Origin of the sequence: Pseudoalteromonas sp. 1_2015MBL_MicDiv, from assembly GCF_002407505.1 — a bacterium.
In the GTDB taxonomy this organism is placed as follows: Bacteria; Pseudomonadota; Gammaproteobacteria; order Enterobacterales; family Alteromonadaceae; genus Pseudoalteromonas; species Pseudoalteromonas fuliginea.
On sequence record NZ_CP012738.1, the window covers coordinates 812,092 to 830,456 of the forward strand.

Annotated in this window: 16 protein-coding genes and 1 pseudogene; 4 read left to right on the forward strand and 13 right to left on the reverse strand. The window is 39.9% G+C overall.

What is annotated here, in order from left to right; all coding sequences use genetic code 11:
• Positions 1 to 90 precede the first annotated feature (90 nt).
• Positions 91 to 264: pseudogene (locus tag AOR04_RS21115) on the forward strand (S46 family peptidase); the annotation flags it as partial.
• Positions 265 to 736: 472 nt separating this feature from the next.
• Here the strand turns inward: AOR04_RS21115 and AOR04_RS21125 are convergent.
• Complete coding sequence (locus tag AOR04_RS21125; RefSeq protein ID WP_096794600.1) at positions 737 to 1,042, reverse strand: hypothetical protein; 306 nt, start codon at positions 1,040 to 1,042, stop codon at positions 737 to 739.
• Positions 1,043 to 1,909: 867 nt separating this feature from the next.
• Here AOR04_RS21125 and AOR04_RS21130 point away from each other — a divergent pair.
• On the forward strand, positions 1,910 to 3,181 hold the full coding sequence (locus AOR04_RS21130) for an O-acetylhomoserine aminocarboxypropyltransferase/cysteine synthase family protein (RefSeq protein WP_096794601.1): 1,272 nt from the start codon (positions 1,910 to 1,912) through the stop codon (positions 3,179 to 3,181).
• 34 nt (positions 3,182 to 3,215) lie between these two features.
• On the opposite strand, the gene AOR04_RS21135 is transcribed toward AOR04_RS21130, so the two are convergent.
• The 10 genes from AOR04_RS21135 to hisG form a co-directional block, all read right to left on the reverse strand.
• A complete protein-coding gene (locus AOR04_RS21135; protein ID WP_033029706.1) occupies positions 3,216 to 3,407 on the reverse strand; it encodes a DUF1289 domain-containing protein in 192 nt (63 codons plus the stop codon).
• A 2-nt stretch (positions 3,408 to 3,409) separates the two neighbouring features.
• Positions 3,410 to 3,964 carry a hypothetical protein gene (locus tag AOR04_RS21140; RefSeq protein WP_096794602.1) on the reverse strand — a complete coding sequence of 185 codons (555 nt, stop codon included), beginning with the start codon at positions 3,962 to 3,964 and terminating at the stop codon, positions 3,410 to 3,412.
• A 119-nt stretch (positions 3,965 to 4,083) separates the two neighbouring features.
• Positions 4,084 to 4,698 (reverse strand): bifunctional phosphoribosyl-AMP cyclohydrolase/phosphoribosyl-ATP diphosphatase HisIE, encoded by a 615-nt coding sequence (gene hisIE / locus AOR04_RS21145; protein ID WP_096794603.1) that lies wholly within the window; start codon positions 4,696 to 4,698, stop codon positions 4,084 to 4,086.
• Positions 4,689 to 5,468 carry an imidazole glycerol phosphate synthase subunit HisF gene (hisF, locus tag AOR04_RS21150; protein ID WP_007376298.1) on the reverse strand — a complete coding sequence of 260 codons (780 nt, stop codon included), beginning with the start codon at positions 5,466 to 5,468 and terminating at the stop codon, positions 4,689 to 4,691. The genes hisIE and hisF overlap by 10 nt, the downstream gene beginning before the upstream one ends.
• Positions 5,450 to 6,184: a 1-(5-phosphoribosyl)-5-[(5-phosphoribosylamino)methylideneamino] imidazole-4-carboxamide isomerase gene (locus AOR04_RS21155; RefSeq protein WP_096794604.1), complete on the reverse strand. Its 735-nt coding sequence runs from the start codon at positions 6,182 to 6,184 to the stop codon at positions 5,450 to 5,452. The genes hisF and AOR04_RS21155 overlap by 19 nt, the downstream gene beginning before the upstream one ends.
• A gap of 33 nt (positions 6,185 to 6,217) precedes the next feature.
• Positions 6,218 to 6,808, reverse strand: coding sequence for an imidazole glycerol phosphate synthase subunit HisH (hisH, locus tag AOR04_RS21160; protein WP_002960265.1), 591 nt, complete (start codon positions 6,806 to 6,808; stop codon positions 6,218 to 6,220).
• Entirely contained in the window at positions 6,805 to 7,866 is a 1,062-nt protein-coding gene (gene hisB / locus AOR04_RS21165) for a bifunctional histidinol-phosphatase/imidazoleglycerol-phosphate dehydratase HisB (RefSeq protein ID WP_008138596.1), read from the reverse strand. The genes hisH and hisB overlap by 4 nt, the downstream gene beginning before the upstream one ends.
• On the reverse strand, positions 7,863 to 8,972 hold the full coding sequence (hisC, locus tag AOR04_RS21170) for a histidinol-phosphate transaminase (protein WP_096794605.1): 1,110 nt from the start codon (positions 8,970 to 8,972) through the stop codon (positions 7,863 to 7,865). Before hisC ends, hisB begins: the two co-directional genes overlap by 4 nt.
• Entirely contained in the window at positions 8,962 to 10,263 is a 1,302-nt protein-coding gene (hisD, locus tag AOR04_RS21175; protein ID WP_008138593.1) for a histidinol dehydrogenase, read from the reverse strand. The genes hisC and hisD overlap by 11 nt, the downstream gene beginning before the upstream one ends.
• Positions 10,264 to 10,268: 5 nt before the next feature.
• Positions 10,269 to 11,168, reverse strand: coding sequence for an ATP phosphoribosyltransferase (hisG, locus tag AOR04_RS21180; protein ID WP_007376294.1), 900 nt, complete (start codon positions 11,166 to 11,168; stop codon positions 10,269 to 10,271).
• A 419-nt stretch (positions 11,169 to 11,587) separates the two neighbouring features.
• Between hisG and AOR04_RS21185 the strand changes: the two genes are divergently transcribed.
• Entirely contained in the window at positions 11,588 to 11,824 is a 237-nt protein-coding gene (locus tag AOR04_RS21185) for a hypothetical protein (RefSeq protein WP_096794606.1), read from the forward strand.
• A gap of 356 nt (positions 11,825 to 12,180) precedes the next feature.
• On the opposite strand, the gene AOR04_RS21195 is transcribed toward AOR04_RS21185, so the two are convergent.
• Positions 12,181 to 14,037, reverse strand: coding sequence for a cytochrome c/FTR1 family iron permease (locus AOR04_RS21195; RefSeq protein ID WP_096794667.1), 1,857 nt, complete (start codon positions 14,035 to 14,037; stop codon positions 12,181 to 12,183).
• 283 nt (positions 14,038 to 14,320) lie between these two features.
• Positions 14,321 to 15,604 carry a cation:proton antiporter gene (locus AOR04_RS21200; RefSeq protein WP_096794607.1) on the reverse strand — a complete coding sequence of 428 codons (1,284 nt, stop codon included), beginning with the start codon at positions 15,602 to 15,604 and terminating at the stop codon, positions 14,321 to 14,323.
• 520 nt (positions 15,605 to 16,124) lie between these two features.
• Here AOR04_RS21200 and AOR04_RS21205 point away from each other — a divergent pair.
• Positions 16,125 to 18,317: a M4 family metallopeptidase gene (locus AOR04_RS21205; protein WP_008138583.1), complete on the forward strand. Its 2,193-nt coding sequence runs from the start codon at positions 16,125 to 16,127 to the stop codon at positions 18,315 to 18,317.
• Positions 18,318 to 18,365: the final 48 nt, after the last annotated feature.

Consider the following 18,365-nt stretch of genomic DNA (forward strand, 5'->3'; position numbering starts at 1 on the left):
TAGCACTTTTAAACTGTATTTTTAGGTTAATAAATTTAATGATTATAGTATGCCTGTAGGCAGGAGTTTACTTCGCTCAAAATAATGATTGTTAACTTTTTATTAAATGATGACCCAACAGGTGGTAACTCAGGTTCGCCAACACTTAACGGTAAAGTAGAGCTTAATCGCTCAATCCACGTTGATTCACGCTACATGCTGTGGGTAATTGATAAAGTAGATAATGCACAAAACTTGTTAGACGAAATGACAATCGTAAAATAAGTAATTAGTGAGATAAGAGAAGGGCGCTTACCGTAAAGGAAGCGCCTTTTTTGTTAGGGCTGGATTAAAACCGATTAATAAATTTTTCTTCTTTATACAGGAGTTTAACTCGCACAAATATAGTAAAACCGTAAAGCGCGGCATAAAGCACTGCCCACCAATATAACGTCAGCCCTGTAGGCTGGAGTTTAACTCGCACAAATATAGTAAAACCGTAAAGCGCGGCATAAAGCCCCGCCCACCAATATAACGTCAGCCCTGCAGGTGGGAGTTTACCTCGCGCGCAGTAAAGCAGAAACGCAAAAACTCGGTATAAAGCAGCGGCTACGAGGGCGTTCAAAATTCTGTGTCATCCTAATTCTTTTGTTTGGCATTCTATCTAAAATAACTGAAAATCTAAGTTAAGATTTTCCATGACTCTTAGCGAGAGACTGCCGCTGAAATACAAGCTGTCTTTCGCCAATGTTATAAGTCATGATGCCGCAATTTCTAACAGATGCTTATAGATAGATGTCCTATGTTCACATTGAGTTTTTAGTCTTGCAATCCATGCATCCAACTGTTTTGTAGGTTGAGTTTTAAAGTTTACCTCAATATGTAAGTTCGAAAGAGGCTGATTAAATATTAGAAATAGGTTTACTTTTTTGAGTAACTCTTCATCTAAGATATAAAGCTCATCAAAATAATTACGATAAGCTTCTGCAAGTAGTCTATGCTGGTCATCCAGCGATCTAAATTGAGATGTCACCCCATCGGTCAGAAATTCTGATCTTTTCAACGTGCCATCTTTTACAAATCTTTCTTTTTTATCAAGCAGAATGTTTAGCTCTACTGTGGCTTTGATACATTGATTGTTTTGTTCTTTGACTTTTTCGAGAACTTCGATTGCTAATTTGAATTTTATTTTAAAGCGCTCTGCCTTTTTCCAACTTTGTAATCCTATACAGGCGACGATTAATGTAGATAAGGGAAATAATACTTCACATAGAAGCTTTAAGTTTGCAAGTATATTTGTCGCTGACCAAATACTGTTACCAAGAAAAAAACGGTAATCAATACCAGCATGTAAGAAAGGGTGATTTGCCAGTTTTTGTCATTTTTACTACCAAGTGCGTCATGATGTATTAGGGTCTGTTGATCTTTGCGGATTAAAATTTGTTCAAACTAGGGGCTATTTAATCGCGGCGCGAGGTTTGTAACCTAGTGGGCTAAGTAAAAACCGAGCAACAAAGAGTAAATAGCCCCTAGAAAGAACCCTTTGGGCAGCGCCTGTTTGGCATTAATGCTACGTTATCGCCCATTTATGGGGAATAACCACACTACATAGGCTCTGCCTTGCCTAAATACCAAACAGACTGCTGCAAATTTAACCTTGAAAGATCAACAGACCCTAGTCTCTTGTCAAAATAAATTTGGCTATAAGCCACTAAGTTACTTTATACATTTTTTCATTGAGCTAAGATTCTTTACTCAATGCGAATAAATGGATTCACATCTTGCATTTTGCACACTGCTGCGTGCTTTCGCCCGCTAATCACCGCCTTTAACTTAAATCAAACCACCTCAACACCCTTTAATATATTTCATGTGCATTTTATAACCAAGAAGTGCTAGGTTAGTGGTAAATTAATTGAAGGGAATAATTATGAAATTAGAGTCATTAGCACTGCACCACGGTTACGAATCTGAGGCTACGACCAAATCGGCAGCCGTGCCTATTTATCACACTTCTTCTTATACATTTGATAACACGCAGCATGGCGCTGATTTATTCGATTTAAAAGTACCTGGAAATATTTACACCCGCATAATGAACCCAACCAATGCTGTACTTGAACAACGTATTGCCGCGATGGAAGGGGGTATTGGTGGGCTGGCTGTTGCCTCTGGGATGGCTGCTATTACGTATGCTATTCAATGTTTGTGTGAAGTCGGTACTAATATTGTGAGCATCAGCCAAGTATATGGTGGCACGTATAACCTATTTTCTCATACCTTACCTCGGCAAGGTATTGAAGCGCGCATGATTAAGGCCGATGACTTTACCGCGTTCGAGAATGCAATTGACGACAACACTCGCGCTGTTTTTTGTGAATCTATTGGTAACCCGGCAGGTAATATTGTTGATATTGAACGTTTAGCACGTATTGCACACAGCAAAGGTGTGCCGCTTATTGTTGATAATACCGTGGCTACGCCGTATTTATGCCGCCCATTTGAGCTGGGCGCCGACATAGTGGTTCACTCACTTACAAAGTATATAAACGGGCACGGTACTGCCATTGGCGGCATGATTGTCGACTCAGGTAAATTTGATTGGAAAGCGAATGCCACGCGCTTTACAATGATGAACGAGCCCGATCCGTCGTATCACAATGTGGTTTATACCGAAGCTTTTGCTGAAGCTGCATTTATTGGACGTTGTAGAGTAGTGCCACTTAGAAATACCGGCGCAGCGCTTGCCCCTAAAAACGCATCTGACATTTTAATCGGCCTTGAAACCTTAGGCTTAAGAATGGATCGCCACTGCGAAAATGCACAGCACCTGGCTGAGTATTTAGAAAATCATCCAAAAGTGCTTTGGGTTAATTACGCAGGGCTTAAATCAAGCCCGTATAACGAAATGAGTCAAAAAATTACCAGTGGTAAAGCATCGGGTATTTTAAGCTTTGGTATTACGGGTGGCCTAGAAGCGGGTACTCGTTTTATTGATGCGCTAAACATGATTTTACGCTTAGTTAATATTGGCGATGCCAAGTCGCTTGCGTGCCATCCTGCGTCAACTACACACCGCCAACTAAATGATGAAGAGCTTGCTAATGCGGGTGTAAGTCGCGATTTAATCCGTTTGTCAGTCGGTATTGAAAACATTGCAGACATAATTGCCGATGTAAGCCAAGCGCTCGATAAAGCATAACGTTAATTTAAAGCCTTGAGGTATCGAGGCTTTATTATGTTTTTCTTATATCAACTCGTGGTGTTTCTAAAATCGCTTTTTTTTCATCTTCAGATAATATTATCCAATCAAATATTTCTTCGTTGGTACGCCCACAACCGGTGCAGTAACCGCTGCGCCTTTCGCATATTCCTAGGCAATCAGTTTTAAATTTAGACGGTTTTTTGTTTTGATTTAATTGGCGCATTGTTAAAGTCCTAATGGTGGTGCAATTTCAAAGCGAGAAGAAAACCCATTACCTTCTTGATTAGTAGCAAGTGTAATGACAGGGGTTTTAGTATCAAGGACAAAGGTGCTGTAAATTGAACTTGCTGTTTCTTTTTGGCTTTCAAACCAGCCTGCTTTGGTTAAGCATTGGCGTAATTGCTTAGCCAGTTTTTGATGTGACTTTATTGTTTGCGTTTGTGTTTTAACAGGTGTTTGGCATTGGTAGCTTGCTTGCCCTGACTTATTTAAAGTAACCGTACAGTTTGCTCCAATCATATGAGTATTAGTACGCCATTGATTAGTAAACTGGTTATTTACTTTATCTGTTTTGATTGAATTAAAACCAGACTCATAACCATTTAATAGGTTATTTATGGTGCTGCATTCACCGGGTGTTACTGTGGTTTTTACAGACTGATTCGTTGTAGTAGTGGTTGTTGTAGTTGTAGTCTGATCAGTTTTGCTTGTACAGCCCGCTAAAATAAACGCGGTAACTAAAATAAATGCGACGAAGGAAGGAGTAATATAGTTTTTCATAGTTCACAGTAACCGATTAATTGAGCCTTGCACTATACCATATATAATTTACTCAACTAAAAGCGAAAAACAAAAAGGCCCATAAAATATGGGCCTTTTGTAATTTGCTTTAGCAAGTGCTATTTATGGCGACCTTGCAAGCATTTAACTACATCTTCAAGGGCTAAGCCTTGGCGTTGTAGTAATACTGTCAGGTGATAAATTAAATCAGCAGATTCGTTTGTTAGCTCATCGTTATCGTGTTTCATAGCGGCAAGGGCAACTTCTACGCCTTCTTCACCTACTTTTTGACAACTACGGCTTAAGTCTTTTGCAAATAATGAGGCAGTGTAGCTTTTTGATGGGTCGTCATTTTTACGCGCTACAATCACATCTTCTAATTGTGCTAAAAAGCTTAAACTTGGTTTTGCTTCATCACCAAAACAGCTTTGTGTGCCTAAGTGGCACGTTGGGCCTTCTGGATTGGCAAGTACTAAAATTGAATCGTAGTCACAATCTGTATGCACAGATACTACGTTTAAGTAGTTTTCTGATGATTCACCTTTAGTCCATAAACGCGATTTTGAACGCGAGTAAAACGTTACCTTATTGGTATCAAGCGTAACAGCGAGTGCTTCGCTGTTCATAAAGCCTTGCATTAAAATAACACCCGAGCGGGCATCTTGAATAATAGCAGGGATCATGTCACTTTTAGCGAAATCGACTTGAGCTTGGTTTTGTTGTGTTACTTGCATAATCTTGCTGCCACTTGGTTATCTGTTAAAAATTGTTTTAGTTCGCCAATGTTAATCACATTTTTATGAAAAACGCTGGCGGCTAATGCACCATCTACTTTGCTTTGTTTAAATACATCAACAAAATCTTGCATACTACCCGCACCGCCAGAGGCGATTAAAGGAATATCACACAGCTCGCGAATTTTACTTAGTTGCTCGTTGTCGTAACCGTTACGAACGCCATCTTGGTTCATACAGTTTAATACAATTTCGCCTGCGCCTAGGTCTTGTACGCGTTTAACCCATTCTTGTGTTTTATAGCGCGTACGGCTTGATGCATTAGGATCGCCGGTTAATTGATACACTAAATACTCGCCGGTAATTTCATCAAAAAAGCTGTCAATGCCGACTACAACACATTGCTTACCAAACTCATCGTGTAATTCTTTAATAAGTTCAGGGCGCGCAATAGCAGGGCTGTTGATGCTTATTTTATCAGCACCGCGTTCTAAAACACGCGCTGCATCAGCCACTGATTTAATACCGCCCGCTACACAAAATGGAATATCGATATTTCGTGCAATACTTTCTACCCAATTTACATCAAGTAGGCGTTTTTCAACGCTTGCACTGATTTCGTAAAAAACCAGTTCATCGGCGCCAGCTTCGCTGTAGGCTTTAGCCATTGTTAAAATGTCGCCAACAACTTCATGGCCTTTAAACTTAACGCCTTTAACTACTTGGCCGTCTTTAACGTCTAAACACGGGATTATGCGTTTTGATAACATGCCAGTGCCTCCTCAACGCTAAATGCACCATCAAGCAATGATTTACCTAAAATAACGCCGCCCACACCGAGCTCTTTAAGCTTTTTAATGTCATCTAGTGAGCTTACGCCACCTGAAGCTTGCACTTTGATTGTGCTGTTATGGCGAGTTAAATCTTCATATAATTCAAACGATGGACCCGTCATAGTGCCGTCTTTACTGATGTCCGTGCATAAAAAATCGATAACACCTAAGCTCACATAAAAATCTACCAGCTCAAGTAAACCAAATTCAGATTCACTTAACCAACCGTGCGTAGCAGGTGCCCAGCCCGTGGATGTTTTATTTACATCAAGAGCAATTACAAAATGCTCTGCGCCAAATTGTTCAATCCAGACTTTTACTTGTTCGCGTTTTTCTACTGCCATTGAACCAATAACCACTTGGTTTGCACCGGCTTTAAGCCAATCACTTACATCTTGCTCTGAGCGAATACCGCCGCCCACTTGGTACGGTACGTTAAGTGCTTTGGTCGCAGCTTGAATATGTTTCCACTGCTTTTTACTTGGATCGCGTGCACCTTCTAAATCAACAAGGTGTAGTTTACCTGCGCCACTGTCGGCGTATTCTTTTAAACGCGAGCCAAGTTCGAAAGGGTAAAACTGTGCTGTGTCGTATTTTCCTTGGTACAAGCGCACAATTTGATTTTGTAATACGTCTAATGCTGGAATAATCACAAATAATCTCTTTTTTGTTAGTTAATGGGCAGCTTACAACTGCCAATCAACAAAATTTTGTAATAAACGTGCGCCAACTTTTGCGCTGCGCTCTGGGTGAAATTGCATGCCTGCGTAATTGTCTTTAGCAACAATGGCTGAAAAGGTTTGACCATATTCGCCGCTCACTAATGTGGCGTCGTTTACGGTGTGCGCAAAGCTGTGAACAAAATACACTTGCTCATCGAGCGTCAGCCCTTTAGTTAATGCATGCTCTTTGTTAACGCTTAAGTTATTCCAACCCATATGCGGCGACGTTAAATTGCCTACATCAAGCGCTTTTACTTGCCCTGGTATTTTACCCAAGCACTGTACGTTACCTTCTTCGGTACTTTCGCACAGTAACTGCATACCTAAACAAATGCCCATAAGCGGGCGCTGGTATTCATTTATAGCTTGTTGCCAGCCGTTATCTACTAGGCGTTTCATAGCAACCGACGCGTGACCTACACCTGGCAATATAGCGCGCTCAAAACCCGCTAATTGCTCTGGTGATGTAATTACTGTTGGCGTTTGGCCTAAGCGTTCAAACGCAAAGCGTACTGAATTAATATTGGCACAACCGGTATTAATTATGGCAATCATAAACATCCCTTAGAGCTGGCTGTTTGTTGGGTCGTGTCTTGTGCCACTGCCATACGAAGAGCACGTGAAAACGCTTTAAATAAGCCTTCTACTTGGTGATGACAGTTACCATCGCTTACCGATAAAATAAGGCTAATGGCGGCGTTATCACTTAAGCTTTTGAAAAAGTGCTCAACCATTTGCACGTCTAAATCGCCTGCTTTTTCGCGGCTAAAGTTAGCGTTTAATACAAATGATGCACGACCCGATAAATCAATTTGTGCTTCAGCTTTACATTCATCCATAGGAAGCGCAAAACCATAGCGCGCAATTTGCGATTTAGTACCGAGGGCTTGTTTTAGTGCAACACCGAGTGCAATACCAATGTCTTCAACAAGGTGGTGCTCATCTATGTGTAAATCGCCTTTGGCTTTAATATTTAAACCAATGTTTGCGTGAGTACGGATTTGATCAAGCATGTGATCAAAAAAGCCAAGGCCGGTGTCTATGCTGCCATTTTTAGTTTGATCTAAGTTTATGGCTACATCAATTTGGGTTTCTTTGGTGTTGCGTGTAACACGACCTTCGCGGTTTGCGGTGGTCAATTTAGTTACTATGGCACTCCAATCGCCGTCGTATAAAATACCTTCACAACATAAGTTTTGTGCAAGGCCAATATCGGTCTGGCGATCGCCAATAACAAAAGAGCGCGCTAAGTCTACTTTGCCAGAGCGCATAAGCTCGGTAAGTAAGCCCGTTTTAGGTTTACGGCAATCACAGTTTTGCTCGTCAAAGTGTGGGCAAATTAATACTTCGTCAAAGCTAATGCCTTGGCTTTGCATTATGTCCATCATTTTGTCTTGTGCTATGTCAAAATCAGCAGTAGGAAAGCTATCTGTGCCTAAACCATCTTGGTTAGACACCATTACTAAACGGTAACCTGCCGCTTGTAATTGTAATAACGCAGGAATAACACCAGGTAAAAATGCTAGCTTTTCAAGGCTATCTACCTGTTTGTCGGTAATTGGCTCTTCAATAATAGTGCCGTCGCGGTCTATAAATAAATAGGGGTTACTCATGATACTTCGTTTCCTGCTAAAGATGCTGCGGTAGCCGGCGTTTGTAAGCCATCTAACCAAATTTTTACTTGTTCAAGTTCTTGTTCACTGCCAATTGAAATTCGTAGCCAGTCGTCTTCACCGTATAGTGTAAAAGCGCGCATAACCAAACCTTGCTCAAGTGCAATTTTAAAATAGTTTTTATCGGCTAATTTTAAAGTAACAAAGTTACCTTCACCAGTGAGAATTTTTAATGCAGCAGGGGAGGCGTTTAGCCAATCTACCAACTTAGCTTTTAAGCTATTTAAAATAGTAACTTGGCGGCGCATTGATGTAATTACATCGGGTGCAATTGCTTGCGCTGCAATACTTGCTACAACACCTGATACCGGATACGGCGCAATGACTTTACGAATTGGCGCTAGTGTTGCTGCTTGTGCAAGCGTAAAGCCCGTTCTGAGCCCTGCTAGCGCAAAGGCTTTAGAAAGCGTGCGCAAAACCACTACATTACTAAACTCATTAATAAGTTTTGTGGCGCTTTGCTCTGGGCAGAACTCTATATAGGCTTCGTCAACAATAACCAGTGCTTTACCCATAAGTGCTGTTGCAATCGCTTTTACTTTATCAAGTGGTGTTAGGCTGCCCGTTGGATTATTTGGGTTACAAATAAATACCAGTTTTGAGTTGCCCACTGCCTCAACTATTTCATCAACACTGCCACTTAATAATAATTCTTGGGTAAGCGCGTTAATACTAACGTTGTGTGTATCGGCGGTAACTTTGTACATACCGTAGGTTGGTAAAAATAGCGCAATACTATCTTTAGCTGGCTCACAGTATGTGCGCACTAAAAGCTCAATGCCTTCATCTGCGCCGCGCGTCATTAATACATTTTCGCTTTCAAGCTCTGTATAAGCGGCGTAACGGTCAATAACCAGTTGCGGTTGTGGGTCGGGGTAGCGATTTAAATCCTCAATACTCAGTTCAAGATTTTTAGCATACGGGCTTTCGTTAGCATTTAGCCACGTAGTACCGGTTAGCTTTTCACTTTTTGCAGAGCTGTATGCAGCAAGGGCTGCAATATTCTTAGGTAATAAGCTAGACGCTTGTGCGCTCTCATTGCTCATTTTTAATTGCCTCTAAACGAATTGAAACCGCATTAGCGTGGGCATCAAGGCCTTCTGCATCTGCAAGTGGTAAAATTGCTTTTGAAAGCTGCGTTAAACCACTTTTAGTAATTGTTTGCACTGTGTATGTACGGAAAAAATCAAGCAAATTTAAACTCGAGTAAGTTGCACTGTAACCATATGTTGGTAACACGTGGTTAGTACCCGATGCGTAATCGCCTGCAGATTCTGGTGTGTAGTCACCTACAAATACTGAGCCTGCATTTTTAACTTTATCTAGGTAAGGTGTTGCAGCGCCTAGTTGTAAAATCAAGTGCTCTGGGCCGTATTGCGCCGATACGTCAAATGCTTGCTCAACTGAATCAACCAAAATAAGTGAAGAATTAGCGAGCGCTTGCTCGGCTGTTTCTTTGCGGCTCAAATTAGCTAACTGGCGTGTAAGTGCCTGCTGAGTTTGTTCTATAATACTTTCGCTGTTACATAGTAAAATAACTTGCGAGTCTGCCCCGTGCTCTGCTTGAGAGAGTAAATCGGCGGCTATAAATTCTGGGTTTGCACGTTCATCTGCAATAACTAATACTTCAGAAGGACCTGCTGGCATATCAATTGCCATACCTGGGATAGTTTGCGCAACGAGCTGTTTAGCCATTGTTACGAAGCTATTACCTGGGCCAAAAATTTTGTTTACTTTAGGAACTGATTCGGTGCCATAAGCCATTGCTGCAATTGCGCCTGCGCCACCACTTTCTATCAAAGTAGTAATGCCACATAACTTAGCTGCATATAAAATAGCAGGGTTAATTGCTTTGTCACCTTGTACCGGCGTAGCTAGTACAACGGTTTTAGCGCCGCTTAACTGTGCTAATACACCTTGCATAATAACCGACGATGGCAGTGGAGCACTGCCACCGGGTACATAAATACCGACTGCTTCGATGGCTTGATATTTCAGTTCACATACAACGCCTGGTTGGGTCGATAATTTAATATCTTTTGGCAACTGCGCTTCGTGAAAACGTTTAACGTTTGCATAAGCGGTATCAATTGCGTATTTAAGCTCTGCACTTAGTGCTTGCTCTGATGCGTTAATTTCATCTAGCGGTACACGCAAACGTGGGTTAGCTCTATTATCAAACTCTTTGGCCATGCTAAGTAAGGCCTCATCGCCTTGCTCTTTTACATTAGCTAAAATAGTTTTGCATATTGCTTCAACCTTTGCGCTTACAGAAACTGCAGGGCGCATTAGCGCCGCGGCTTGTACTTGTGAAGATTCCTCATTCCAACGAAGCATGGTACTTACTCCATCATTTTTTCAATTGGCATAACTAAAATAGAGTTAGCGCCTAGGGCTTTTAACTGCTCCATTGTTTCCCAAAATAATGTTTCGCTGCTTACCATGTGCAGTGCTACGTATTCTTCATTACCAGCAAGGGCAAGTAGAGTAGGTTGACCAGAACCAGGTAAAATTTCACAAATTTCATCAAGTTTATTTTTTGGTGCGTGTAGCATGATGTATTTGCTTTCTTTAGCTTGTCTAACACCACGTAGGCGCGGCATAAGCTTATTGATTAGTGCTAGTTTGTCAGCGTCTTGCAGATCTTTATTTTGAATTAAACATGCGTTTGATTCTAAAATTGTATCACCTTGAATTAAGCCGTTAGCTTCAAGTGTTGCGCCAGTAGATACTAAATCACAAATTGCATCAGATAAACCTGCACGTGGTGCTACTTCAACAGAGCCAGTAAGCATTACTGTACTTGCGTTGATGCCTTCGCGCTTTAACCACTGAGTTAAAATTTCAGGGTAGGTAGTTGCAATACGTTTGCCTTCAAACCAGCTCTTATCGCGAGCGCCTAGCTCTTGTGGCCATGCAAGTGCAAGACGACAGTAACCAAAATCTAGTTTTGAAAGTTTGTTTACTTCGCTGGGAACACCTTGACGTTCACGTTCTGCTTGAACTTCTACTAGTACGTTTTCGCCAACTATACCTAAGTCACATACACCGTCCATTACTAAACCCGGAATATCGTCATCGCGCACACGTAGTACGTCAATTGGCATATTAGTTGAGTGTGCAATTAAGCGTTGTTCACGAAGGTTAAGTTTAACACCTAACTGTTTTAGTAGATCTTGACAATCTTTAGATAGGCGGCCGCCTTTTTGGATGGCGATACGTAGACGATTACTGTTGTTCATTATTCATTTTCCTTTAATTTAAAAACTAAAAACCCCGAGAGGAACCTCAGGGCGAAAATGAATCAATGTTATTTGAATCGCCAGAGGTTCCTTTTAGGAATAACCTCTCAGCGAAAGACCTGACAGGTTATTCCGGTGAATGGTGGTGATGATGTACTGTTGTCAGGTTTAAGCGCATTTTTTGTCCTATGTAACTGCCCGTAAGTTCGCAAACGTGCAGTTGTTATTTGTTTAAATAAATTTCGCATTCATAAAAACATAAACGGCCATATTATGGCAAGTTTTTTTTAGCTTAATTAAAGCATATGTTATAACTGTCGATAATATTAAGATAATAAGCGCAATTTTAGCGAATAATTGTTTGTTTATCATTCAAATTTAGCATTTTGATAATCAAACAGTTAAATAAGGAAGTACGTATGGATATCATGATCCCTTATTTAGGAAGAATCACCAGGCTAGAAGTTGAGTCAAAAGGCGCTTTCCATATTGCGGGTGTGCAAAGTGGATCGGCTACTGAAAAAGTTGAACTAGAGAATAAAAAAAGGCGTGAGTTACAGAAAAAGAAAAAGCTCAATATGCTTGATGATCAAAGTAGTAAAAAAAAGTCTAACGTAGACGATGACGAAAACCCCCATTTAGATACATGGGCATAGGTTACGGTTAATAGGTAACAGTTACTTATATATTGCTAGAGTTTAAAAAGGGAAGCCTAGGGCGTGTTGATCTTTGAGGATTAAAATTTGTTCAATCTAGGGGCGATTTAATCGCGGCGCGAGGTTTGTAACCTAGTGGGCTAAGTAAAAACCGAGCAACAAAGAGTTAATCGTCCCTAGAAAGAACCCAAAGGGCAGCGTATGTTTGGTATTTATGCTGCGTTATCGCCAATTTATGGGGAATAACCACACTACATAGGCTCTGCCTTGCCTGAAAACCAAACATACTGCTGCAAATTCAACCTCGGAAGGTCAACACGCCCTAGTAAATAGGCTTCCCTTTTCTGTTGAACTAATTAGTTTTGACTTTTACTTTTTAATAGATAAAAGCTAAATATTGCAAACACACATACCTGAGCCACAATACCTTGCCATGTCGATTTTATACCAAGCCATGCTATATCAAAGCTCATCGGCAGCGACGCAATACCTATTATATCGGCCTCTTGTAATGCAATAACGGCTTTGCCCATAAGCACAAACGAGAGTGCAAATAGTAGGTAAGTGGTAATGGCAAAAAACTTAGCCACCGGTAATTTAATTGAGTATTTAATTAATACCCACGTAATAATAGCCAGTATTGCTATAGCTATCGCAAAACCCGATGCAATAGATGAATATTGAGCAGGCGAGCTTTGCGTTAATAATGACTGATAAAACAGCACGGTTTCGAATACTTCTCGGTATACGGCAATAAAAGAAAGCCCCGCTAATCCCCATAATGTACCCGACTCAAGGCGCTTATCTATATTGTCTTTTATATATTTTTGCCATTGTTGCGCACTTGTTTTACTGTGCATCCATACGCCAACATACAGTAAAATTACAGCGGCAAATAATGCGCCAACACCTTCCATTACTTCGCGGCTCGCACCACTTATTTCTATTAATGTTTGCGCAGCAGCCCACGTTAAACCACCAGCAATAAGTGCTGTTATCCAACCAATATGTACATATTTTAGCGCATCTTTGCGTTTAGTTTTAATAAGCACAGTCATAAGGGCAATAATAACTAAGAGTGCTTCTAAGCCTTCTCGCAGTAATATAACTAAACTTGCTGAAAGTAGCGCGCCGTCAGTTAGCTTAGTTTCGTTTAGCATGCTATCTGCTTTAGCGAGTTGAGTTAGTGCCGCACTTACTTTTTCGGCAACAACGGCCGTATCTTTTTCGTTTTTGAATGTTTGGCGCAGGTTCATCAGTCGTACTTCGATGTTTTTACGCAGTGTTTCATCGTAGGCATTTAAGTTGTTTTCAACAAGCTCAAAGCCATCTAAGTATGCGCTAATTGCTAAATCACTTGCTTGTGAGTAATTGCCTTTAGCATGTGCGGCTTGCGCTGCAAGTAACTGCGTGCGAGTAACTGTTATCGGATTTTTGTTAGCGCTAAATAATTGCTCTGGATTACCACGAAGCCATTTAACGTAATGTGCTTGTGCTTCACTTTGACCTGCCGATAATTGTGCGGGGTTTAGGTTTACAATCTGCGAAGCGGTAATGTTTTGTTCTACAGTTTGTGGTTTTTGAACATCTTTAAATGCCAAGCTACCTACATAAAAAGCTAAAGACCATCGTTGTTGTTCATTAAATTGGGTAAAAGCAACCATAGGTGTGTCGTTAATGCCGTTACTTACAGCGTCAAACAACCCCATTAAAGAGCGGTTTGTTGCGCGTTCTTCATCGGTAAAGTTGGTAGGCTCTGGCGATAAGTTTTTTGCAAGCGGGCCGTCGCCTTGACCATTTGGGCCGTGGCATATTGAGCAGTTAGTAGCAAAAAGCGCTTTAGTTTGCTCAACGGGAAGTAGTGATGTAGGTAACGATAGTTGCGGCATAAAGGTAAGTAGTGACTCACGAAGTGCTGAGCTTGCTGCACGTACATCTACAACACTCGATTTATTAGCAATCGCTGTATGCAGTGCTTTAGCTTGTGCCTTTACTGTATCAAACTCATTGGTTTGGCTTGATAGCTGTCCAGCTTGCTCAATAATGACGTGCGAAAATTCAGTCATTTCTTGATATTCGTCAGGGTCAAGTATTTCACCATTACCAACAGCTGCCACGTAATCTACACCTACATACTCTGCAAGCTGTGCAATTTGTTTTATTTTTGTTTGCTCATTAGGTGAGGCCGACACATTAAAGCTTGCCATAGCCATTATAAAAAGCACAAAAAAACAATGAAATTGATGTTTGCCCAGAGATACAAAATTAAAAAACACGTGAGAATTATTTTTGGACATTGAAAAGCCCTACAGAGGAAAAGCCAAAATTATAATTGTTTTCATTTGTATTTCAAGCGGATTAATTTAAACAAAGCAGATAAATAAAAAGGATAACAATTTATAGAACTTTAAAGTGTTTTTGTAACACGAGAGTAACAGTAACCAAGTGATTTATATAATAACTTGGTTACTGATTTGATTGCTCACAAAGCATTTATTACTTTGCTTGCTCAGCTGACTTAATGCTGCTTTGAATAAGCGGCGAGATAGTTAAACCTTGTACAATAATAGAAAATATAACCACAACGTAAGTAACAATAACAATAAGGTTGTGTAAGTCAGAGCCGCCTACAAAAACTTGCTCGCGAGGGATTGCTGCCGCCATTGCAAGTGCAAGTCCGCCACGTAAACCACCCCAAGTTAATATTTTAACACTGTGCTTGTCGTAAGTTCTAAAGCGTTTAAAGATAATAAACGGTGCTCCAATACTTATAAAACGCGCTAGTAATACAGCCGGTACCATTAACAACCCTAAGCCAATTTCCCCGATTGTAATAGGCATAGTCACAATTAGCATACCTATTATTAAAAACAGTAGGGCATTTAAAAAGCTATCGGTTGCATGCCAAAAATCTTTTACGTAACGAGTATCTTCAGGCCCCGTGCGCTCTGTTGCTTTAGTACGAGTAATGTTACCCATTAATATGCCGCTGGTTACCATGGCAAGTGCGCCTGATATTTCCCAAATATTTGCAGCAGCAAAACCTGCAGTAGGAATAGTTAAGGTTATCAATAAACGAATATTTACATCGCGGCTGTTAATAATTAAAAAGTGGCCAACCAAAGCGATAGCCAAACCAAACGCAATACCGCCTAGGGCGTCTACAAAAAAGAGTTCTGCTATATCGCCAAATTGTGCATCGGTGCCATAAAAAGCAACCGAAAAAATGGTCGTAAATATTACTAAACCAATACCGTCGTTAAATAGCGACTCACCTTCTACTTGAATTGAGATTCCTTCTGGCGCTCGCATTTGTTTAATAATAGCAAGTACAGCAATAGGGTCGGTTGGGCTAATAAGCGCACCAAATAATAAACAATAAATAAAAGGCACTGGCCAGCCAAGAAAAGCAAATAAGTAAAAGCTTAAGTAGCCAACAATAAAAGTAGAAACAAGAGTGGAAAACAGTACCAACACCGTTATTTCCCAGCGTTGTTTTCTAAGTGCTAACAGGTTTATTTCCAGTGCACCTGCATAAAGCAAGAAACCTAACATACCTTTGAGGAGTAATTCGTTAAAGTTAATACTCGAGACGATTTTTGTCATTTCAAGTGCGTTTTGATCGCCTAATAATTTTACTGCAACAATCAAAAGTAAAGAAATAACAACCGAGCCTGTAGTTATTGCAATAGTAGTTTGCATTTTGAGGATGTACTGATTTGCAAATGCAATAAAAATTGCAAGTGCAGAGAGAAAACAAATGAGGTACCAAGCATTCATTTAATAACCTTAATTAACGAGAAAAACATATGGTTAAGCGGGATCTAAACATGCCTATGTTACTCCCGAGATATAGCTATGTCACAGTGTTTGTTAGACAATTTGTATTTTTATTTTTAATAAAAATAGTTTTGGTAAATAAGAAATTAAAGATGTTAAAGCTTCAGCCGCGCCTTTAAAAATAGGTTTGTTTTTTAGGCCTTTTGTTAAATTTAATAGTGTTTGTATTGTAAAAATCACTTTATTAAATTTATACACTTAATTGTATTATTTTTATTTCAATATGTTACTCAAAGTAAATAAATGTTTACATTATGTTAATTGAATGTTTTTAATATTTAGTGTGTTCTTATTAAGATATTGAATTAAAAGCTTTTAATTTATTTTTTAATACTTTAATTGTAAATTTTTTGTTTCATTTTCAATTGTATGATTTGTAGCCTAGGATTGCTTTAATCGGGAACAAGATGTACCGATTAATAAAAGTATATTCAAACAAATAAACAAATGGAGCGTAAACGTGAATTTATCAAAAATCACAATAGCAACACTTGCTGCCTTTACTTTGGTACAAGCAACAAGCGCAGTAGCTGCAAATAAAAAATATTTAAATCAACAAGCAAATATAAATAATTCAGCACAAAATGGTGTGTCTTCTGTATTGATGGTTAGCCCTGATCAGTTAGTAGGTTTAGAGGCAGGAAATGAGCTGGTTGTATTAAAAGAAATAAAAAGTAATAACGGTGATACAACTCGTCGTTATCAACAAGTATATAATGGATTACCGGTAATTGGAGATACGGTGAGCTTGACGTTTAACAATAATGGGCAACTTAAACGTGCTCATGGTGCTGCTGTATATGATATATCAAGCGATATTGACACAGTTACTCCAAAGTTAAATCAAAAATTGGCAGTAGCTAAGGGATTGCAAAAATCATCTGCAGCGATAAAGTCTGTTGGCTTAGAAAAACATAATGAAAAATCACAATTAGCCATTTGGGTTGATGAGCAAGGTGAAGCGCATTTGGTTTATGAAGTGTCTTATGTTACTTACGGAAGTAACCCATCACGTCCATATCAAATCATAGATGCAAATTCTGGAGATGTACTTTTTAGCTTTGATAACCTTCAACATGCTGATGCGACAGGCCCAGGTGGTAATCTAAAAACTGGGAAATACATTTATGGCACTGATTTTGATAGCTTAAATGTAAGTCAGACAGGCAATAACTGTTCAATGAATACCACAAATGTAAAAACCATTAACCTAAATGGTGGTACTAGTGGCTCAAGTGCATATTCATTTACATGTCCTGAAAACACCTTTAAAGAAATTAATGGTGCCTATTCGCCACTTAATGATGCACATTATTTTGGTAACGTAATTTTTAATATGTATAACGATTGGATTGGTACGCCGCCGCTTTCATTCCAACTGCAAATGCGAGTTCACTATAGTAGTAACTATGAAAATGCATTTTGGGATGGCAGTGCGATGACCTTTGGTGATGGCCAAAATACGTTTTATCCACTTGTTAGCCTAGACGTATCAGCTCATGAAGTAAGCCACGGCTTTACTGAGCAAAACTCAGGTTTAGTTTACAGTGGAAAGTCAGGTGGTTTAAACGAAGCATTCTCTGATATGGCTGGTGAAGCGGCTGAATTTTACATGAAAGGCACAAACGATTGGTTAGTTGGTAAAGATATATTTAAAGGCAACGGTGCTCTTCGTTACATGAATAATCCAACACAAGATGGTAGATCAATTGATAATCAATCAAGCTACTCTTCAGGAATGGATGTTCATTATAGTTCTGGGGTGTTTAATAAAGCATTTTATAACTTAGCAACTACATCTGGTTGGGATACTGAAAAGGCATTTAAAGTGATGGCACGTGCAAACCAATTATATTGGACTGCAAGCACTAACTGGGATCTTGCTGGTAACGGCGTTATGGATGCAGCTTGTGATTTAAATTACGATCCAAGTGCTGTTAAAGCAGCTCTAAGTGCTGTTGGCGTAAACTCTAATTTAAGTTCGGGTAGTTCATGTGGCACAACCACTCCGCCAGCGGAAGATGAAGCGTTATCTAATGGCGTTACTCGTACTGGTATAAGTGGCTCAGCTAAAGAGCAGTTGTTTTTTACACTTGATGTACCAGCGGGTGCTAGCAATTTAGTATTTAATACTAATGGCGGCTCTGGTGATGCAGATTTATACGTACGATTTGGAAGCAAACCGACACTTAGCACTTATGATTGCAACAGTACAACTTCTACAAGTACTGAAAGCTGCTCTATAGGTAGTGCTCAAGCGGGTACATACTACGTTATGGTAGAGGCATGGAATGCTATTTCAGGCGTTTCATTAACAGGTAGTTATGACGGGTCTACTGGCGGAGGTGTTTCGCCAATTAACCGTACAGAAAGCAATGTGAGCGTTGCTTCAGGTGGTTGGACACGCTTTACGCAAAATTTAGATGCAGGGTATTCTTCACTCGATATTTCAATGGCCGGTGGTTCTGGTGATGCTGATTTATATGTAAATTTTGGTTCAGCATCTAGTACTAGCTCTTATGAGTGCCGCCCATATAAAAATGGAAACGTTGAAACGTGTACGATAGAAAATCCTCAAGCAGGTACATGGTATATAGACTTACAAGGTTATAGCGCGGCAAGCGGTATAACATTAAGTATTTCAGCCAATTAAGTTAATTTCTAGGGAGCATTCGCTCCCTTTTTTATTTTTCAAAACTCC

Excerpts from the sequence above, each read along its gene's own strand:
- AOR04_RS21130 (WP_096794601.1), top strand. The coding sequence starts at position 1,910 with ATGAAATTAGAGTCATTAGCACTGCACCACGGTTACGAATCTGAGGCT.
- AOR04_RS21135 (WP_033029706.1), bottom strand. The coding sequence starts at position 3,407 with ATGCGCCAATTAAATCAAAACAAAAAACCGTCTAAATTTAAAACTGAT.
- AOR04_RS21140 (WP_096794602.1), bottom strand. The coding sequence starts at position 3,964 with ATGAAAAACTATATTACTCCTTCCTTCGTCGCATTTATTTTAGTTACC.
- hisIE (WP_096794603.1), bottom strand. The coding sequence starts at position 4,698 with ATGCAAGTAACACAACAAAACCAAGCTCAAGTCGATTTCGCTAAAAGT.
- hisF (WP_007376298.1), bottom strand. The coding sequence starts at position 5,468 with ATGTTATCAAAACGCATAATCCCGTGTTTAGACGTTAAAGACGGCCAA.
- hisH (WP_002960265.1), bottom strand. The coding sequence starts at position 6,808 with ATGATTGCCATAATTAATACCGGTTGTGCCAATATTAATTCAGTACGC.
- hisB (WP_008138596.1), bottom strand. The coding sequence starts at position 7,866 with ATGAGTAACCCCTATTTATTTATAGACCGCGACGGCACTATTATTGAA.
- hisC (WP_096794605.1), bottom strand. The coding sequence starts at position 8,972 with ATGAGCAATGAGAGCGCACAAGCGTCTAGCTTATTACCTAAGAATATT.
- hisD (WP_008138593.1), bottom strand. The coding sequence starts at position 10,263 with ATGCTTCGTTGGAATGAGGAATCTTCACAAGTACAAGCCGCGGCGCTA.
- hisG (WP_007376294.1), bottom strand. The coding sequence starts at position 11,168 with ATGAACAACAGTAATCGTCTACGTATCGCCATCCAAAAAGGCGGCCGC.
- AOR04_RS21185 (WP_096794606.1), top strand. The coding sequence starts at position 11,588 with ATGGATATCATGATCCCTTATTTAGGAAGAATCACCAGGCTAGAAGTT.
- AOR04_RS21195 (WP_096794667.1), bottom strand. The coding sequence starts at position 14,037 with ATGGCTATGGCAAGCTTTAATGTGTCGGCCTCACCTAATGAGCAAACA.
- AOR04_RS21200 (WP_096794607.1), bottom strand. The coding sequence starts at position 15,604 with ATGAATGCTTGGTACCTCATTTGTTTTCTCTCTGCACTTGCAATTTTT.